This is a genomic window from Mycoavidus cysteinexigens, assembly GCF_003966915.1.
Lineage (GTDB): Bacteria > Pseudomonadota > Gammaproteobacteria > Burkholderiales > Burkholderiaceae > Mycoavidus > Mycoavidus cysteinexigens.
In genome coordinates, this window is record NZ_AP018150.1 from 1,211,241 (window position 1) to 1,227,807 (window position 16,567).

At 43.4% G+C, this 16,567-nt stretch carries 13 protein-coding genes and 1 pseudogene; 2 read left to right on the plus strand and 12 right to left on the minus strand.

What is annotated here, in order from left to right:
* Window positions 1-30 precede the first annotated feature (30 nt).
* From MCB1EB_RS05060 to MCB1EB_RS05080, 5 genes are all read right to left on the minus strand, one after another.
* Window positions 31-1,467 carry a 2-hydroxycarboxylate transporter family protein gene (locus tag MCB1EB_RS05060; RefSeq protein WP_081953471.1) on the minus strand — a complete coding sequence of 479 codons (1,437 nt, stop codon included), beginning with the start codon at window positions 1,465-1,467 and terminating at the stop codon, window positions 31-33.
* Window positions 1,468-1,561: 94 nt separating this feature from the next.
* Window positions 1,562-2,611 (minus strand): extracellular solute-binding protein, encoded by a 1,050-nt coding sequence (locus MCB1EB_RS05065; protein ID WP_126353895.1) that lies wholly within the window; start codon window positions 2,609-2,611, stop codon window positions 1,562-1,564.
* 18 nt (window positions 2,612-2,629) lie between these two features.
* Window positions 2,630-3,412: an ABC transporter permease gene (locus MCB1EB_RS05070; protein ID WP_045362460.1), complete on the minus strand. Its 783-nt coding sequence runs from the start codon at window positions 3,410-3,412 to the stop codon at window positions 2,630-2,632.
* Window positions 3,405-4,319 (minus strand): ABC transporter permease, encoded by a 915-nt coding sequence (locus MCB1EB_RS05075; RefSeq protein WP_081953583.1) that lies wholly within the window; start codon window positions 4,317-4,319, stop codon window positions 3,405-3,407. The genes MCB1EB_RS05070 and MCB1EB_RS05075 overlap by 8 nt, the downstream gene beginning before the upstream one ends.
* The gene (locus tag MCB1EB_RS05080) at window positions 4,319-5,524 is read right to left on the minus strand and encodes an ABC transporter ATP-binding protein (RefSeq protein WP_197721986.1); all 1,206 of its coding nucleotides are present in this window, start codon (window positions 5,522-5,524) and stop codon (window positions 4,319-4,321) included. Before MCB1EB_RS05080 ends, MCB1EB_RS05075 begins: the two co-directional genes overlap by 1 nt.
* Before the next feature lie 230 nt (window positions 5,525-5,754).
* On the opposite strand from MCB1EB_RS05080, the gene MCB1EB_RS05085 reads away from it, so the two are divergent.
* The gene (locus tag MCB1EB_RS05085) at window positions 5,755-7,083 is read left to right on the plus strand and encodes an IS5 family transposase (protein WP_126353842.1); all 1,329 of its coding nucleotides are present in this window, start codon (window positions 5,755-5,757) and stop codon (window positions 7,081-7,083) included.
* Between the two features lie 732 nt (window positions 7,084-7,815).
* Here the strand turns inward: MCB1EB_RS05085 and MCB1EB_RS05090 are convergent.
* The 5 genes from MCB1EB_RS05090 to MCB1EB_RS05110 all read right to left on the minus strand — a co-directional run bounded on the left by MCB1EB_RS05090 (window position 7,816) and on the right by MCB1EB_RS05110 (window position 12,154).
* Complete coding sequence (locus MCB1EB_RS05090; RefSeq protein WP_045362454.1) at window positions 7,816-8,859, minus strand: extracellular solute-binding protein; 1,044 nt, start codon at window positions 8,857-8,859, stop codon at window positions 7,816-7,818.
* Complete coding sequence (locus tag MCB1EB_RS05095; RefSeq protein WP_045362451.1) at window positions 8,856-9,644, minus strand: ABC transporter permease; 789 nt, start codon at window positions 9,642-9,644, stop codon at window positions 8,856-8,858. Before MCB1EB_RS05095 ends, MCB1EB_RS05090 begins: the two co-directional genes overlap by 4 nt.
* On the minus strand, window positions 9,631-10,533 hold the full coding sequence (locus tag MCB1EB_RS05100; protein WP_045362448.1) for an ABC transporter permease: 903 nt from the start codon (window positions 10,531-10,533) through the stop codon (window positions 9,631-9,633). Before MCB1EB_RS05100 ends, MCB1EB_RS05095 begins: the two co-directional genes overlap by 14 nt.
* A 79-nt stretch (window positions 10,534-10,612) precedes the next feature.
* Window positions 10,613-11,701: an AraC family transcriptional regulator gene (locus MCB1EB_RS05105; RefSeq protein WP_081953470.1), complete on the minus strand. Its 1,089-nt coding sequence runs from the start codon at window positions 11,699-11,701 to the stop codon at window positions 10,613-10,615.
* Window positions 11,702-11,719: 18 nt separating this feature from the next.
* Window positions 11,720-12,154, minus strand: coding sequence for a GNAT family N-acetyltransferase (locus MCB1EB_RS05110; RefSeq protein WP_045362445.1), 435 nt, complete (start codon window positions 12,152-12,154; stop codon window positions 11,720-11,722).
* Between the two features lie 807 nt (window positions 12,155-12,961).
* Between MCB1EB_RS05110 and MCB1EB_RS05115 the strand changes: the two are divergent.
* Window positions 12,962-13,882, plus strand: a pseudogene (locus MCB1EB_RS05115) (IS5 family transposase).
* 385 nt (window positions 13,883-14,267) lie between these two features.
* Here the strand turns inward: MCB1EB_RS05115 and MCB1EB_RS05120 are convergent.
* Both MCB1EB_RS05120 and thiE read right to left on the minus strand, forming a co-directional pair.
* Complete coding sequence (locus tag MCB1EB_RS05120) at window positions 14,268-14,939, minus strand: transaldolase family protein (protein WP_045362442.1); 672 nt, start codon at window positions 14,937-14,939, stop codon at window positions 14,268-14,270.
* A gap of 498 nt (window positions 14,940-15,437) precedes the next feature.
* Complete coding sequence (thiE, locus tag MCB1EB_RS05125) at window positions 15,438-16,565, minus strand: thiamine phosphate synthase (protein WP_045362439.1); 1,128 nt, start codon at window positions 16,563-16,565, stop codon at window positions 15,438-15,440.
* Window positions 16,566-16,567: the final 2 nt, after the last annotated feature.

Here is a 16,567-nt window from a genome sequence, read left to right on the forward strand (position 1 = left end):
CCGTAATTCGGAATAATTTTGATTTGTTCGTTAGCCCGGTACTTGACTAAAAATAAGAAGTGCAACCATGACCGTTAAGGCTCCGCCAATGCGGGTTGCGAGCTGCGCAAATGGCATTAATTGCATGCGATGCGCTGAAGTTAGAATCGCCAGATCCCCCACGCTCCCCATGCCGCTGTGGCAAGCATTCACAATCGCACTTTCAATGGGATGCAAACCCGTCCAGCGCCCAACTATGAAACCAACCGTAGTTAAGGTCGCTACGGTAGCGAGGATCGTGACAAAATGGCCCAGTGTTAACGTGGCTAAAAATGCCTCCCAAGGCGTCAGAATCAAACCAATTCCAAACAGCATAGGATAGGCCGCAGTGACAGCGAAAAAACGATACATAGCATAAGCGCCATGTTCAAATTTAGGCGGAACAATACGCGCTAACTTGATGATTACAGTGAGCAATAGCATACCCAATGGCGCAGGCAAACCGGTGCAATGATAAATTACAACGCCGACTAAATACAGACTGATCGCAATCATGCCAGCCGCCGCCAGGGTTTCAATCGTAAAAGAAAACGCATGGTTCTCTGGCGGCGACTCAGAGTCAGAAGTGCGCAGTAATTCGCCATTTCCGCTATAACGAGGATAACGTTTACCGAGTTGATGAAGGATGGACGCGCATACGATGGCGGTTAAATTGCCCAATACGACGGGCGGTACAATCTGCGCAAATAGTTGGGGTTGCGGTACATTTAAAATTGTAGCGTAACCCAAGGTCAGTGGAATTCCCCCCTCGCCAAGACCGCCGGCCATAATTGGAATCACCAGATAAAAAAGAGCATGGTGTGCGCTAAAGCCAAATGCTATGCCAGTCAGGGTACCCACGATAACTGCGGCAATCGAACCTGCCGTCAGCGGAATAAAGAGCTTAGCAAAGCCTTTAATCAGAAGCCGCCGGTCCATACTGAGAATACCGCCGACAATAACGGCAGCGGTAAACAAGTAAAGAATATTTGTTGTATGCCAAAAGTTATTAATCGACTGCACTAATTTGCTGGGCAGAAGTGCATGGTGCACCAGGAAAGACGGCAGCAAAATCGTTAAGATAACGGTCCCACCGATGTGCCGCAAACCGGGTAAGCGCGCGCCTAATTCAGCACAACTAAAACCTAGTACAGTAAGCGCTGCGAAGACCAGAGAGATCTCGCTTGAGAACTCGTTTATGCTAAGAAGGAGGATGAGGCTAGCAGAAAGTATGTAGAAAATAGGTAGTGGAATGATGCCGATGCTTTTATTCATCCATTGTTGCCATTGGCTTTCTACGCGGGGGGGATGAAATAAGAGTGGTGCCTGGCGAGCTCTATTTGGGGGAGGGACGGAAATTGTAGTATAAAGACCCAGAGCTTCGAGGGCTCCGCTCGGTGGCGCATCACTGAGATTAAATAGATCATCTTTCTTTATGCTATGATACATTTTGCTTACCCTTTCCTTAATAAGAGAGATTGGCGCTGCTCTGGTCAATAGCCTCCAAGCATCTGGCCAGAGCAATCTTTATGACAAATAGTTTTTAACTTCCTCCAGATTTTTTCAATTTCACCCAAACTTTGTTACGCAAAGCCAATACTTTGGGCGAACAGATCTTAAATGGTTTAATCCGGTTGCGGAATTCTTTGGGAGTGTTAAATGCTGGGTCATTCACCAAATCAGAATCTATGAATTTATCTGATCCTATAATTGCATTCGTATATTTGTATTTATTGGAAACATGAGCAATATTCTCTGGCTGTAGCATCCAATTAATAAATTGATGAGCTTCATCCACATTTTTAGCTTTATCTGGCATTGCAAAATTATCTCGCGAGAGAATGACTCCTTCCTTAGGATAAGCAAATATAGTCGTTGCTAGTTTAGACCTTACTCGTACAGCAACACCATTCCATACTTGCTGCATAAAAACTTCCCTGTTCGCCATACGAGCAGTCGTCCTGTCATTACTATAGGTAATAACATATGGCTTCTGTTGTTGTAGTAGTTGAAGCACTTTTTCAGCATCTTTAGGGTTCTCCGAGCATTCGTCTAGGCCAAGGTACCAAGAGGCGGCGATAAACAGATCATCTCGTTCATCCAGGTTAGCAATTTTGCCCCAGAATACTTTATCTGGATGGAAAAAAGCCCCCCAGCTATCCTCTAGCTTGCCTCCTGGAACACGGGCGGAATCATAGGCAAAGCTAGTCAAAATCGCTGTATAAGGCATCGTGTACTCCCGCTTTGGATCAAATGATGGGGAGAGGTATTCGGACTGGATATTTTTCAAATTAGACAGTTTTTCCTTGTCTAATTTTCTAATAGATCCATTTTTAATTAGAGTTGGCACATAAGCTTCATTGACAACGATAACGTCGTACATTTGCCTGCCTATATTCAGTTTAGTGGCCAAAGTACCATCGCTATCATAAGGGTTGAGTGTTATTTTTATTCCTGTTTCTTGCTCGAATTTTTGCAACAACTCAGCGGGGTAATAATTCTGTGCGCAAGCAAAATGAAGCTTGCCTGCTGCATTTGTAACGTGATATGAATAGATTAATATGCTGGCAATAGACCATTTCAATAACTTCATAGAAGTCCCTAAAAAATGTCACTTCTGTTTTTGCCGCCCGATAAAATAAGCCAATGTAACAAATAGTACGGATACACCTAAAATGAGGGTTGAAACGGCGTTAATTTTGGGTGAGAGACTACGCCCGATAGTCTCGAAAATGTAAATGGGTAAAGTTTTTGCGCCGGGTCCCGCAACAAAATATGTAATAATAAAATCATCCATTGACGTAATGAATGCAAGTAAGGCCCCGGCGGTTACGCCAGGCATTAGTTGTGGCCAAGTAACGCGCCAAAAGACTTGCCAAGGATTGGCGTAAAGATCTTTTGCTGCGTCGATTAAATAAGGGTTCGCTCTGGATAAACGTGCTTGAATCGGCAAATAAGCAAAGGGTATGCAGAAAACGATATGCGTGACAATGACGGTTATCAGACTGGGCTCTAAGCCAGTGAAAGAAAAAAACATAAGGGTGGCCACGGCAATCACAATCCCTGGCGTAAGTAGCGGTAAGCCAATCAGTGTGGCTATGATTGATTTACCAATAAAATCATGTCCCCGTAGCGCAAGTGCAGCAAGCGTTGCCGCTAACGTTGAAACCAACATGGCGATTGAGGCTACGATTAATGAATTTTGGGCGGCGCGGAGGAGGTAAGGATCTTGCCAAATTTCCACATATCCATTGAAGCTAAAACCTTGCCAAATGGTGGTTGGATCGCTTTGATTAAAACTTAAAAATACAAGTACGATGACTGGCGTATATAAAAATAAAAAGGCAAACACAGCGGTTGCTTGAATTCCAGGAAAGGTGCGCCATTTAAGCATGTTCACGAGTATGCTCCCCAGCTTTTATAAAATATACTCTGCGCATTAGTATTCCTAGTAAAGCCAATCCCAACAAAACAAAACTAAGGGCGGCGCCAAATGGCCAATTGTGTGCATTAGTAAACTGCAAGTGAACCAAGTTACCGATCATTAAAAATTTGCTTCCACCTAAAAGGTTAGGAATGATGTACATACCTAAGGCAGGAACAAAGACCAACGTGCAACCTGAAATAATTCCCGGTAGAGCGAGCGGTATAATAATCCGGCGTAATACCTGCCAGCCATTCGCACCCAAATCATGAGCTGCATCGACTAAACGCCAGTCTAGCCTGGCTAAGCTAGCGTAGATGGGGAGCACCATAAAAGGCAAAAATGCGTAAAGCAATCCGATTTCTGTAGCTGTGTTGGTATACATTAAGCCAAGAGAAGGGGCTGTTATGATGCGGAGATGGTGCAACAATTGTTCAATAATACCGCCGTCGCGTAGCAATGCGATCCACGCATAAATGCGTACCAGCAGATTTGTCCAAAATGGAATGCTTACTAATATTAATAATATATTGCGGTATTGTATGGGCCGCGAGGCGATGAAAAGTGCCGTGGGAAAACCTAAAAGAAAGCAGCCTAGGGTGGTGACTAGCGCCAGTTGGAATGAACGTAGAAAAATCAACAGATAGTCTGAATTAAAAACTAATTGGTCGCTAAAATCTTGTTCAAATAAGAATTGGGCATAAGCAGCTGCCGAGAATTTCCCCCACAATACGCCGCCATAATCTGCAGCGCCTGAAAATGACGCAATGGCCATGATAACCATCGGCAACACCATGCCGCCCAATAGCAGTAACACGACTGGGCTAAGCAGCAAGAACCGCCGCCGTGGGGGATTTAAACTGGTCCAAAGATTCATCATGACGCAAGCACTCGGAAAGCGTGTTGGGGAATTTGCACATGGACTTTCTCACCGATCGCAAATGGCGTGCATTCATCCGTTATATTTTGCGACCGAACCTGAATTAATGGCTGTCCTTCGCAATCCACATAGTAGAGCGTGCTTGTACCAAAATAAGCAATCTCCTTGAGATAGCCAGACAAGAGACCAGATTGTCGATTTAATTTTGCATGCTCAGGGCGAAAGGCTAGGGTGACGAATCCATCATTAACTGGTTGAACCGGTAGTAATTGTCCGCCAGCAAGGATAATAGAGTTTTGTTCTGAAACGCCCTCTAGAAAATTTATATCTCCAATAAATTCGGCAACGCAGCGATTGAAAGGGCTGTTATATATTTCCTCTGGGGTCCCGATCTGTTGGATTTTCCCATTTATCATTACGCCGATACGATCGGACATGGAAAGTGCTTCGTCTTGATTATGTGTAACAAACAAGAACGTAGTACCCGTTTCATGTTGTAAATGTTTAAGCTCCCTTTGCATTTCTTTACGCAGTTTTAAATCAAGCGCAGAGAGCGGTTCATCAAGTAATAATAATTTCGGTCGTGAGGCTAAAGCTCTTGCTAGTGCAACTCTTTGTTGTTGTCCGCCGGACAGTTCTTTAGGATAACGGTGTGCTTCGTTTTCCAGTTGTGTTAATGACAACATATGACTGACAGTTTCCTTAATGGTCTCCGCAGAGAATTTTTTCATTTCTAGACCGAAGGCTACATTCTGTGCGACGGTCATGTGTGGAAATAAAGCATAGTTTTGGAAAACTGTATTGATTGGGCGTTGAAATGGAGGTTTATCGTTCAAAGAATGGTTGCCAAGCAAAATTTCGCCAGCGGTTTGTTGTTGGAAACCAGCGATAAGACGTAGTAAAGTTGTTTTGCCACAACCAGAAGGTCCGAGTAGAGTAAAAAATTCGTTCTCGTATATTTTTAATGAAACGTCATCGAGTACCCTAGCATTGGTCTGTTCGGGATATGAGAAACTTAAACCATTGATGGTAAGGCAAATAGGCTTGGTGGCAAGCGAGGTAGATTCTTTTTCTTTTAAAATGTTTTTTTCTGAAGCCTGTGGCCATTTAACTTGCATTACCTGTCTCATACTATTCAAAAGATTTTTTAGGAAAATTAAATGTTTAATAAAAATCTCTACTGATACACTTACTTTAGACATTTAAAAGATTGAAACAAATGCTAGCAAATGATGGTTGAGGAAAGGGAATCATAAATAGACATTCAGGCGGTAATTTTGGACAAAATGTGACCGGCTCTCCGTAATTAGTCGCCCCTGAATAATTCGTAAGCCCTTATGTGCTAAGACTTTTTAAGCGAAATGTAGTGGCATAAATTGCAAGAAAATGGCATATTGAGAAAATAAAGCCTGCAAATTTTGATGAGAAAAGAATGAGACCGAAGGCGCAAGTGATTGAAGCAGATATGTTCAGACAACCGTTAAGAGAGCAGATCAATCTGAAACATGAGTTGGTAGGTTTAGGAGATTTGATCAATTGGGAGAAATTAAGCGAATCGATGAGTGAGAGTTTTACCTCATCGAGAGGTCGCCCAGCCAAGTCCCCTCGCCTGATAGCGGGGTTATTGTATTTGCAATATGCGTTCAACTTGTCTGATGAAGAAGTCGTTGGGTCGTGGCTAGAAAACCCATATTGGCAAGTATTCACGGGAGAGGAGTATTTACAAACAGAAGCGCCCATAGATGCATCAAGCCTAACGCGTTGGCGGAAACGTCTTGGCGAGGCGGGAGTCGAAGAGTTATTAGCCGAGACGATCGAAGCGGCGAAACGGAGTGATGTGATCAAAGCATCGAGCGTGAAACGAGTGATCGTAGACACCACCGTGATGGAGAAGGCGATAGCCCATCCGACCGATTCCAGATTGCTCGAGCGTTGTCGAGAGCATTTGGTGAAAGCGGCAGCCCAACATGGTTTGCAGTTGCGACAAAATTACAACCGAGTGGCGCCCCGTTTGTCACTCCAAGTCAGCCGTTATGCGCATGCGAAGCAATACAAACGGATGAACAAAGCGTTAGGCACACTGCGTTCTCGAGTGGGACGAGTGATGCGCGATGTTGAGAGACAAATCGAGTCGGTGGCGGAGAAAAGCCATGATGCCTTGCGAGAGTTGATAGCCCGTACGAAAAGAATCATTTCGCAAAGCCCCAAGGATAAAAACAAACTTTATGCCCTGCATGCACCGGAAGTGGAGTGTATAGCCAAGGGCAAGGCACGTAAGCCCTACGAGTTCGGTGTCAAAGTATCGATTACGACAACTCACCAGGAAGGACTTGTGTTGGGTGCGCGCTCGATGCCGGGAAACCCTTACGACGGTCACACGCTGGCTGAAGCACTAGAACAAGCCGCAATTCTGAGTGATGTGACGCCCGAAGTTGCGATCGTAGATCGCGGTTACAAAGGGGTTGAGGTCGATGGCGTAAAAATCTATCACTCAGGTATGCGCCGGGGTATCACACGTACGCTAAGTGCTATCATCAAACGACGCAGTGCCATTGAACCTATCATCGGTCATATGAAGACGGATGGGAAACTTGGTCGGAATTGGCTCAAAGGGGCATTAGGCGATGCCATACACGCTGTGCTCTGTGGCGCTGGGCATAACTTACGGATGATCCTCAGAAAGCTTCGGCTTTTTTACGTTTTACTTTTATCCGATTTCTTCCGCCCTACGTTTGCTGTTGGTTTCAGGTTTTGGTTCTAATTAGTTCACAAAACGATTTATTCAGCGACGACTAATTAACATTTCAGTTGGGTAGAGTCCGAGGAATTAAATTGATGTATCGCTGCAAATTCAGTTGGTGCACTGTACCCGAGGATACTGTGGGCCCGGAGATTCGAGCATAGCTCTCGGTAGATACGATAGGCGTACATGATTCCAGCTCAAACTATTGACACTACACGGATAAAGAAAGTATAAAGCGAAGCCCCAATTGCGTTGTACCCTTCTCAAGTCTAACAACCAATCTGAAATTTTTCTATTTTCTTAAAAAAATTTGGATTTAAACGATAACATGTTTGGCTCGCCCCAAACACTTCACCAGTCAGCCGGATACTCGTGTCCTTAGCTTCGCGCCCATTGAGTTATCTTGCAGCGCCAAGATGGCTCTCTTTTTTGCATTGCCTCCTGAATAATTTCTGACCTCAGCTTTTTTCCGTCTACATTTTTGTGGTCGTCAATTTTCTACTTCAGGCTGCTTAAGTCTTTAGATCATTGAGGCATGTATACTACCTTATTTGCTACGCCATTTATAAAATAGCGATGAGCTTGTCTCAGTTTCACTGCATAGCGCTGGTACCGGTGTTGCTATTTCTGCTTGCTTCAAGATACTGATGATTTAGCTTTCTGAGAATTTTCCTCTTTATTATTGGAGAAAGCTTTACTTTAAAACCCTACCAATTTATGGGGGATTACCTTGATAATAATTTTCTAATTTTAATTATTTATCTTTAATTTCATCCAGACCTTGCTGCGTAAGGCTAACGCTTTAGGCGAGCATAGCTTATATGGTCTAAGTCGGTTACGCAATTCATCGGGGGTGTTAAACGCAGGATCATTGACTAATCTAGGATCTGTAAATTTTTCGGAACCAATAATTGCATTACTATATTTGTATTTATTCGAAACTTGAGCGATGTTTTCCGGCTGCAGCATCCAGTTAATAAATTGATGAGCCTCATCCACGTTTTTGGCTCTTCGAGGCACGACAAAATTATCCCACGAAAGACTAACCCCTTCTTTTGGGTAAGCAAATACAATCGTGGGTAATTGGGGCCTTACTCTTACAGCGGCGCCATTCCATATTTGCTGCATAATAACTTCTCGGTTTACGAGGCGGGGGATTGTTCCTTCATTGTTATAGGTCATTACATACGGTTTCTGGTGGCTCAATAACTTCAGCACTTTTTTCGCATCTTTCGCATTTTCAGAACATTCATCTAAACCAAGATACCAGGAGGCCGCGACATATAGATCATCAGGTTCATTCAGATTCCCGATCTTGCCCCATAGCGCTTTGTCTGGTTTAAAGTAGGCCCCCCAACTGTCCTCCAATTTGCCTCCAGGAATTCGGGCAGAGTCATAGGCGAAACTAGTTAGAATTACGGTATAAGGCATGGTGTACTCTCGCTTTGGATCAAACAACGGGGAGAGATATTCAGGTTTAATATTCTTAGTATTCGGTAATTTTTCTGCCTCTAGTTTTCTAAGTAGATGACTTTTAACCAGAATTGGAACATGAGCTTGATTAATGATTACAACATCGTATATGGCACCACCGGCTTTAAGCTTAGTGGACAAGGTAGTATCGCTGTCATAGGTGTCAAACGTTGTCTTGATCCCTGTTTCTTGTTCGAATTTTTGCAATAGTTCAGGTGGATAGTAATTTTCAGCACTAGCAAAATGCAACGCACCTTGTGCATTTGCTATATTGCACAGATAGAGTAAAGTGCCGGCAACAGAAAACTTTAGCTTTTTCATTTCCGTCCTCGTTGAATAATAAAATAAGATATTGCGATAAACAGTATCGATATTCCTAAAATGAGTGTTGAAATTGCATTAATTTTGTGAGAAACACCTTGTTTGATGGCTCCAAAAATATAAACTGGGAGAGTTGTTGCGCCAGGACCAGCAATAAAATAAGTAATAATGAAGTCATCCATTGAGATAACGAATGCCAACAGTGCCCCTGCTATTATGCCTGGCAATAATTGGGGCCACGTAACGCGCCAGAAAGCTTGCCAGGGATTAGCGTAAAGATCTATTGCTGCATCGATTAAACTGAATTGAATTTTTGATAAACATGCTTTAATTGGAAAATATGCAAATGGGATGCAGAAGGTAGTATGGGCGATAATTACCGTGAATAAACTTAACTCTAAGCCAATAAGAGAAAAAAGCATTAGCGTTGCTACGGCAACCACAATTCCGGGTATCAACAACGGCAGACTAATTAAAGTTGTAATGATAGATCTGTCGGCGAATTGACCTTCCCATAAAGCAAGCGCAGCGAGCGTGGCTGATGGCGTCGAAATTAGGGTGGCGATTAGCGCCACGAGGAATGAATTTTTAGCTGCCAGGATGATATAAGGATCTCGCCAAACTTCTATGTATCCATTCAAACCAAAGCCTTGCCAAACTGTTGTTAACTCGCCTTGATTAAAACTTAACAGCACTAGCACGATGATTGGGGTGTACAAAAATAAAAAAATCAGCGCAGTGATGGACCGAATGCCCGGGAAAGAGTGTAATTTAAACGCATTCATATATTTTCCCGGCTTTCCTAGAGCAAAATCGGCACAACAGTATGCCCAATAGAGCGAATCCTAACAAAACAAAACTTAGCGCTGCGCCAAACGGCCAATTGTGAGCACTAGTATATTGCAGGTGAATTAAATTACCAATCATGAGGAATCTACTCCCGCCCAAGATGTCTGGAATAATATAGACTCCTAAGGCGGGCACAAAAACTAACGTGCAGCCTGAAATTACTCCTGGTAGAGCCAATGGCATGATGATGCGCCGCAACGTTTGCCAACGATTTGCGCCCAAATCGCTAGCAGCATCCACTAAGCGCCAATCTATCTTTTCCAAACTAGCATAAATTGGCAAAATCATGAATGGCACGAATGCATAGAGCAAACCAATTGCTGTTGCTGTACCGGTGTACAGTAGTCCGAGCACATCTTTTTTGAGGTGAAGCCAATGTAGCAATTGCTCAACGCCACCACCATCTTGGAGCAAAACAATCCAAGCATAGAGGCGAACTAATAAATTTGCCCACATTGGAATGCTGATCAGAATAAGCAGCATATTGCGGTAGTGTATAGGCTGTAATGCTATGAAAAGGGCGACGGGAAAACCTAAAATTAAGCAACCAAACGTAGTTAGCAACGCCAGTTCAAATGAGCGTAAGAAAACAAACAAATAATCTAAATGGAATACTTTTTGTTCATCAAAATCTTGCTCAAATATGAGTTTAGTGTAGGCACTTGCTGAGAATTCTCCCCATAATATACCTCCATAATCAGCAGCGCTTGATATCGAGGCAATTGCCATTATTAACAACGGCAGCACTATGCCGCCTAATAAAAATAGCATTGCTGGACTAAGTAGTCGTCGTCGATTATGCGTTAGGATGGCCCAAATATTCATGTTTTAGATACCTGGAAGGCGTGTGATGAAGACGAGGTATTAGCAACATATCCTTACTATTGCTTTGATTGTTATATCTCTAAAGTTTATGTGATTTTTCTTTTCTTAAGCGTTCTCTATAGTAGATAGGAGATTGGCCAGTCCAACGCAAGAATGCCCGTCGGAAGCAAGTTGTTTCAGCGTAGCCGAGTTCTTGCGCAATTTCGCCTATCGACAGCGTGCTATGCGCCAGATATTCCAGAGCTAAGTCGCGTCGCGCATGGTCCAACAGATTTTGAAAAGAACTATTAACGTGCCTAAGCCGCCGACTGAGTGTTTTGGGCGACATGTGCAACGCTTGAGCTGCTGCATTTAAAGAGCCATAGCGATGCAAGCTAGAGCGAAATAATAATAGTATTTGTGTCGTTACGTCATGAATCTGCTGGGCGGCCCACTCCCGATGTATATGCTCACAATATCCACGCATCATATGATATTGAGTTGGGTTAGATCGACGTAATGGTGCGGTGAGTAGTTTCGCTGGGAAATATATTGCGTTTTCTAGCGAGTTGAAGTCGGCATTGCAGTCAAATACATTAGAGTAAAGAGTTTCATGCGTAGGGCGCTCTTTATATGCAAAGGTGAGTCGTTTAACGTCCAATGGCTCGCCTAAAACTCCGCTCATTTGCATGTACCATGAGGCAAGACACATGTCTGTATTGACTACTGTCAAATCTGGACGATAACGATAACCGCTAGCAGTGGCCACCGCCATCGCACCCTCAACTCTTAACGTTTGTTTAAAGTAACTAACTTGCAGTAGCGGGAAATCTAATAAACATTGCAAAGCCTCCCCTAGAGTTGGCGCGATTAACATCGCAGCTCCGAGAATACCATAAGCATAAATATCTAATGCCTGTCCAATGCGTAGACCAATCGATGTGTCACCACAAGCAGCAAGCATATTGCTAAACACAGTAAGCTCATGCGCATGCGTGACCATTTTCATCTTTTCTGGAGTTTGTAAATCCTCCAAAGTCACTCCGCTATTTGCCAATGCAATATGTGCTGGAATTCCCATCTTGTTTGCTACGGCAATTGCAGTGGAGATAGTCTGCAATGGAGTAGGAGCATTGGTGGGAGACATAATTTCATGGGCTACATGAATATGTGGTTTTTTTTGAATCATCCCTAAAAATTATAGCAATCAAAGTTCAAATAAGAATTTAACTTGGCAGCCGTATTCGTCAAGCTCCCCACGTTTCCAGCCAAGGTGTTGATAAAAACCATCCGCTCGAGAACCAGGATCGGTAATAAGTTCAACGGATTCAATATTTTTTGAACGAAACCAGTCTAAACACAAAGTTAATAGATGCTTACCTATTCCATTCCCATCATATTCTGGGCGAACAAAGAGTGAAAAAATATGTGGATAAGGATTTAAGGTTGCGCAACAAATTCCCACTTTTTTGTGCGCGTCTAGACAAATCCAGCTGCCGCCTTCCTGGAACACACCTAAAATTAAATTTCTATCGAGTAAATGGACTTGATGCGGATAAATTTTATTTTCTGCTACAGAAAAGCGAATGTCATAAAAATCTCCAATATCGTTTTCAGTAATTTTTCTGAATTCAAATGACATTATTTAAAATTCCCTAAAAGCTAAATTCTATAATTTTTACGTGGATATAAATGCTAAGATGGAATCAGTTAACTTTTAAAAAATTTAACTTGGAATTGGATGTATATAAAGGAGCATAATCATTGAATTTAAAATTTATGCCATTTAATTAAATCTTCTTAGTTAAACTGGTTGACTGCCCCTTTATCTTAAACAGACGGGTAGTTAGAGTATTGAGGACCTTAGCGACGAAGCTATCATGCATAATGGAAATACCCTCAAATGCAACAAATATTTATCGCTCCAAATTGCAATTCCTTATAAACGCTCGTTGTAAAATTCTCCCCTTCTGTTGCAAATCACCCGCCTCAGTCATCGCTCGCACCTCTGCCGCACTGCTCACTCCTGTTGCTAATATATCAGCCGGTACAGCACGATCAACCATCGCTAATGGCAACAGAGGTACTTCTCAAGCAGCTGTAGATAACATGTCAGTGAACTTAACCCCTGTGGTGCGGTTGACATGATCTTGGCCGCAAACACCGCACTGAGTGCAATATAGCTCGGTTATAAGTGGTAAGCAATAGCCGTGGGTCGAGCCCGAGGTGTAACTCTGCGTGGGCGATAGTTTGTAGTTACGCTGTGCATAGATGTGAGCTGCCTGCACGGACCGTTTGGTTCCGCTTGGATAATATCGCACCCGAAAATCTTTTAGCAGAGGGATTTTAGGAAATTTTTCATATCCCCACTACAATAGCAATTTTGAATGAATCATCAGATATACAATAAAGCCTAGGATTAACGGGATTCGAACGTAAGCCAAAGAAGATGCGTAAACAGCAATTTCTAGAGGAAATGGAGCAAGTAGTACTGTAGACGGCCTTGGAAGCGTTGGTTGAGCTCCATATGCACCGAAAGCCGGTCGTCAAGAAGGGCGTCCTGGGTATGTAATAGGGGCGATGTTGCAGATTCACTTTATGCAGCAGTGTTTTGGATTATCTGATCCAGCGATGCAAGAAGCGCTGCATGATTTTCTGCTCTATCGAGCCTTCACTGGCCTGGAAGTTAAGATAAATTATCTGCCGGATGAGAGCATGATTCTGCGCTTTCGGCACTTGCTGCAAACGCATCACCTGGCATTGCGTATTTTGCAAACCGTTAATACGATTCTCAGTACGAAAAGGTTGATGCTTAAAAGCGGCACGGTCATTGATGCTACGCTTATTTCAGCACCGAGTTCAACAAAAAATAATCAAGGACAACGTGACTCCAAAATGCACTCGACTAAAAAAGGCAAGCAATGGCATTTCGGTATAAAAGCACACATGAAGTCGATGCCATATCGGGGCTTGTGCGCAGCGTTATCGGCACAGCAGCGAATGCCCATGACGTCACATAGGCCCACGTTCTGCTGTATGGAGCAGAAACGAATGTCTTTGCTGCAGGATATCAAGGCGTTGCGCAACGCGAAGAAACCCGTGCATTCGAGATCCAATCGCATGTCGCTATGCGCTCTGGTAAGCGACGCACCTTAAAGGAACCCGTAACGTGGATAGTTTGCTCAATCAGCTCGAGAAAGTCAAAGCCCGCATACGGGCTAAGGTCGAACATCCGTTTCGGGCTATCCAGCGCTAATTTGGCTATACCAAAGTGCGCTATAAAGGACTGGCGAAGAATACCGCACAGATCATCACATTGTTTGCATTGAGTAATCTGTGGATGGCGAGGACGACAATGCAGTCTGCTTAAGATAAATCCGTCCTCTCAGCTCTTATACAATTGCTCAGACCCTACAGATCGCCGATAAAGGCTTAAAATATATTTTTATATTCTTATTTTTCAGAATTTTCCTCAATTTAATATTTTTATTGAATTTATTTTAGTATCATGCAGAGATTATTTAATGGACCTGATTATTATTCTAATGCAATTGAAGATGAGCTGGAGTCTCCAATAGATGCAATAAATCGCAAGGTATGGGGGGTGATGGGATATTTATAGTAGTCTTTCAGAGAGGTTATTTTTAGTAGTTTCAACTCGCTGCAAATAGACTCCTGCAACCTGGCTCTACAGTAGGCAAGGGCCTTACTGGTACGATCTCGTTGAAATCAGTACAGTTAAAAAGAAAAAAGGATCAAGAAAACAACTTTGAATTTCGGCACAGTGTATTTGCTTGCCAAGCATTTTCAAATACTTCTAACGAGTTGTCTATTGCTTTGCTTGATTCAAATAGCATGTTATAAACTTTCTCAGGGACTGTAGCGGCCGCAACCCCGGCTTGGGCGCAATGTAAAAGCTGAGCGGGTGAATGAATCGCTGCGGCTAGAATTTTCAGAGGGAAATTTTGTTTATGGATAATATCTTGCATGGCCGTTAGTACAGAGTCAGCATTTCCTTCGGTTTTTTCTATTCGGCCATAATAAGGCGCAGCGTATTTTGCTCCTGCAATTGCGGAAAACAATACTTGCCTTGGCTCAAAAATTGTTGTGGCCATGGTTGAGATATTTTCTTTTTTAAGCAATCCCATCGCCCTAAATCCGTGGCCATGCGCTGGAATTTTAATAATCATGCGTTTATCTAATTGTGCTAGTTTTCTGGCTTGCGTCATTATTCCATCAAGCTCAGTAGCTACAACCTGAGCAGCAACATAACCTGGTTGTATGTCTAAAAGACGTTTAATTGTTATTTCTGGTAGAGCGTCTGTTTGGCTTAATATGGATGGGTTTGTTGTGACTCCAGTTAAAATACCTAGGTGGCTAGCCTCTTTTATGATATCCAGATTAAGCGTATCAAGCCAAAATTCCATATTAAAAATCCTTATGTTTAATTTTAAATTGATAAAAAATTTTTATGTCTAGAAGACCCAGGCGGTAACCTAGTGTAAACATGGTTTTGCATTCAAATTTTTCTTTTATCTTATTGGTATTGAGGTGCAAGGGTTTTTTCCGGATTTTTCAATTGTATAAGGAGCACATCATTATAAATTCTATCGAAGGTAAAGTGGCTTGTGCTTATTAATAGCGCGTGCCTCACTAAATTTAATTCAGTTTAGTATGTTATTCCTCGGCCCCCTGTAACGTATTTCCCTATAGTCAAATTGGCATTTAATAACCTGCAATAGGTATTCTACTTTTGCATGTATTTGCGCTTTAGTTTTTTCGCTTCTCCATCAGTATGTCAATCACATCGGCTTGCTTGAACGCTCGTTGCTTGCTCGATAATTTAAATCTTGCCCTGGAAAAACGCATTTCATACTCTGTTTGATTCGTAAATAATTTATATTCGTCAGAATCGAGACTTTACTCTATTTGCCCAAACCAGCATTTGGCGCAAATCCCTGTTGCAACGCCACAACCGCTTCCCGCAAATCACTTGCCTCAGTCACGGCCCGCACCACTGCCGCACTACCCACTCCTGTCGCTAATACATCAGCCAATACAGCATGATCAATCCCGCCAATCGCAACCAACGGCACTTTCTCTTTAAGCAACTGCACATAACGCGCCAGTCGACTTAACCCCTGCGGTGTAGTCGGCATGACCTTGGTGGTGGTTGGAAACACTGCACCGATTGCAATATAGCTCGGTTGGAAGTGGTAAGCAACCAGCATTTCATAGTAGCCGTGGGTCGATAATCCAAGCCTTAATCCTGCGTTAGCAATCGTTTGTAGGTTCGCCGTGCAGAGGTCTTCTTGACCTAGGTGAACACCATAAGCATTGGCCTCAATGGCGAGCTGCCAATGGTCGTTGATAAAAAGCTGCGCATTATGCTGGCGTGCGGCCTGCACTGCCCGTTTGATTTCCGCTTGGAGCATTGCGTGCTCAAGGTTTTTCGCGCGTAACTGAAGGGTTGTTACGCCCAAGTCAAGCAAACGCTCAACCCAATCGGCGTTTGGCACAACGGGATAGAGTCCGAGCTGCCAAGGGCAGGGTGCAAAAGGGGTGTTTGAGCGCAAATGATCTAACCCTACCACGCGCGGAAAAGAATCATAATCAACGGGCCAGGCGTCGTTGGCCGCTAGATTATCAGTGCGCCACGCATGGGCCAAAACAAGCGCATCATGCGGCATAAAATTACAATCAAGAAACGCAGCAAAGGCGGCGAGCCAATCGTTTGACCGAGCACCGGCTAGTGAATATATTTTGTCGCCACATTGGAGCGAGATGGTTTTGTCCGCGACGGTCAGCACGCCGGCAGCAGCGGAAAAATAGCTCGATTCGGCCTGAGCGGCATCTGTGGTGCTATACAGAATGATCAAATCATGCGCTTCAATAGAGGAGGGCACGGCGCGGCATAAACGCCATGGTATCGAAGGCGATGGCCACTGGCCTAAACGAGCGCGAATGCGGGTTGCGGTTGCGCGTAATGCGTTATCAAGTGGCCAAAATGTTGTTTGACCTGCTACAGTGTGTGGAGAAATTGACCTGTTCATGC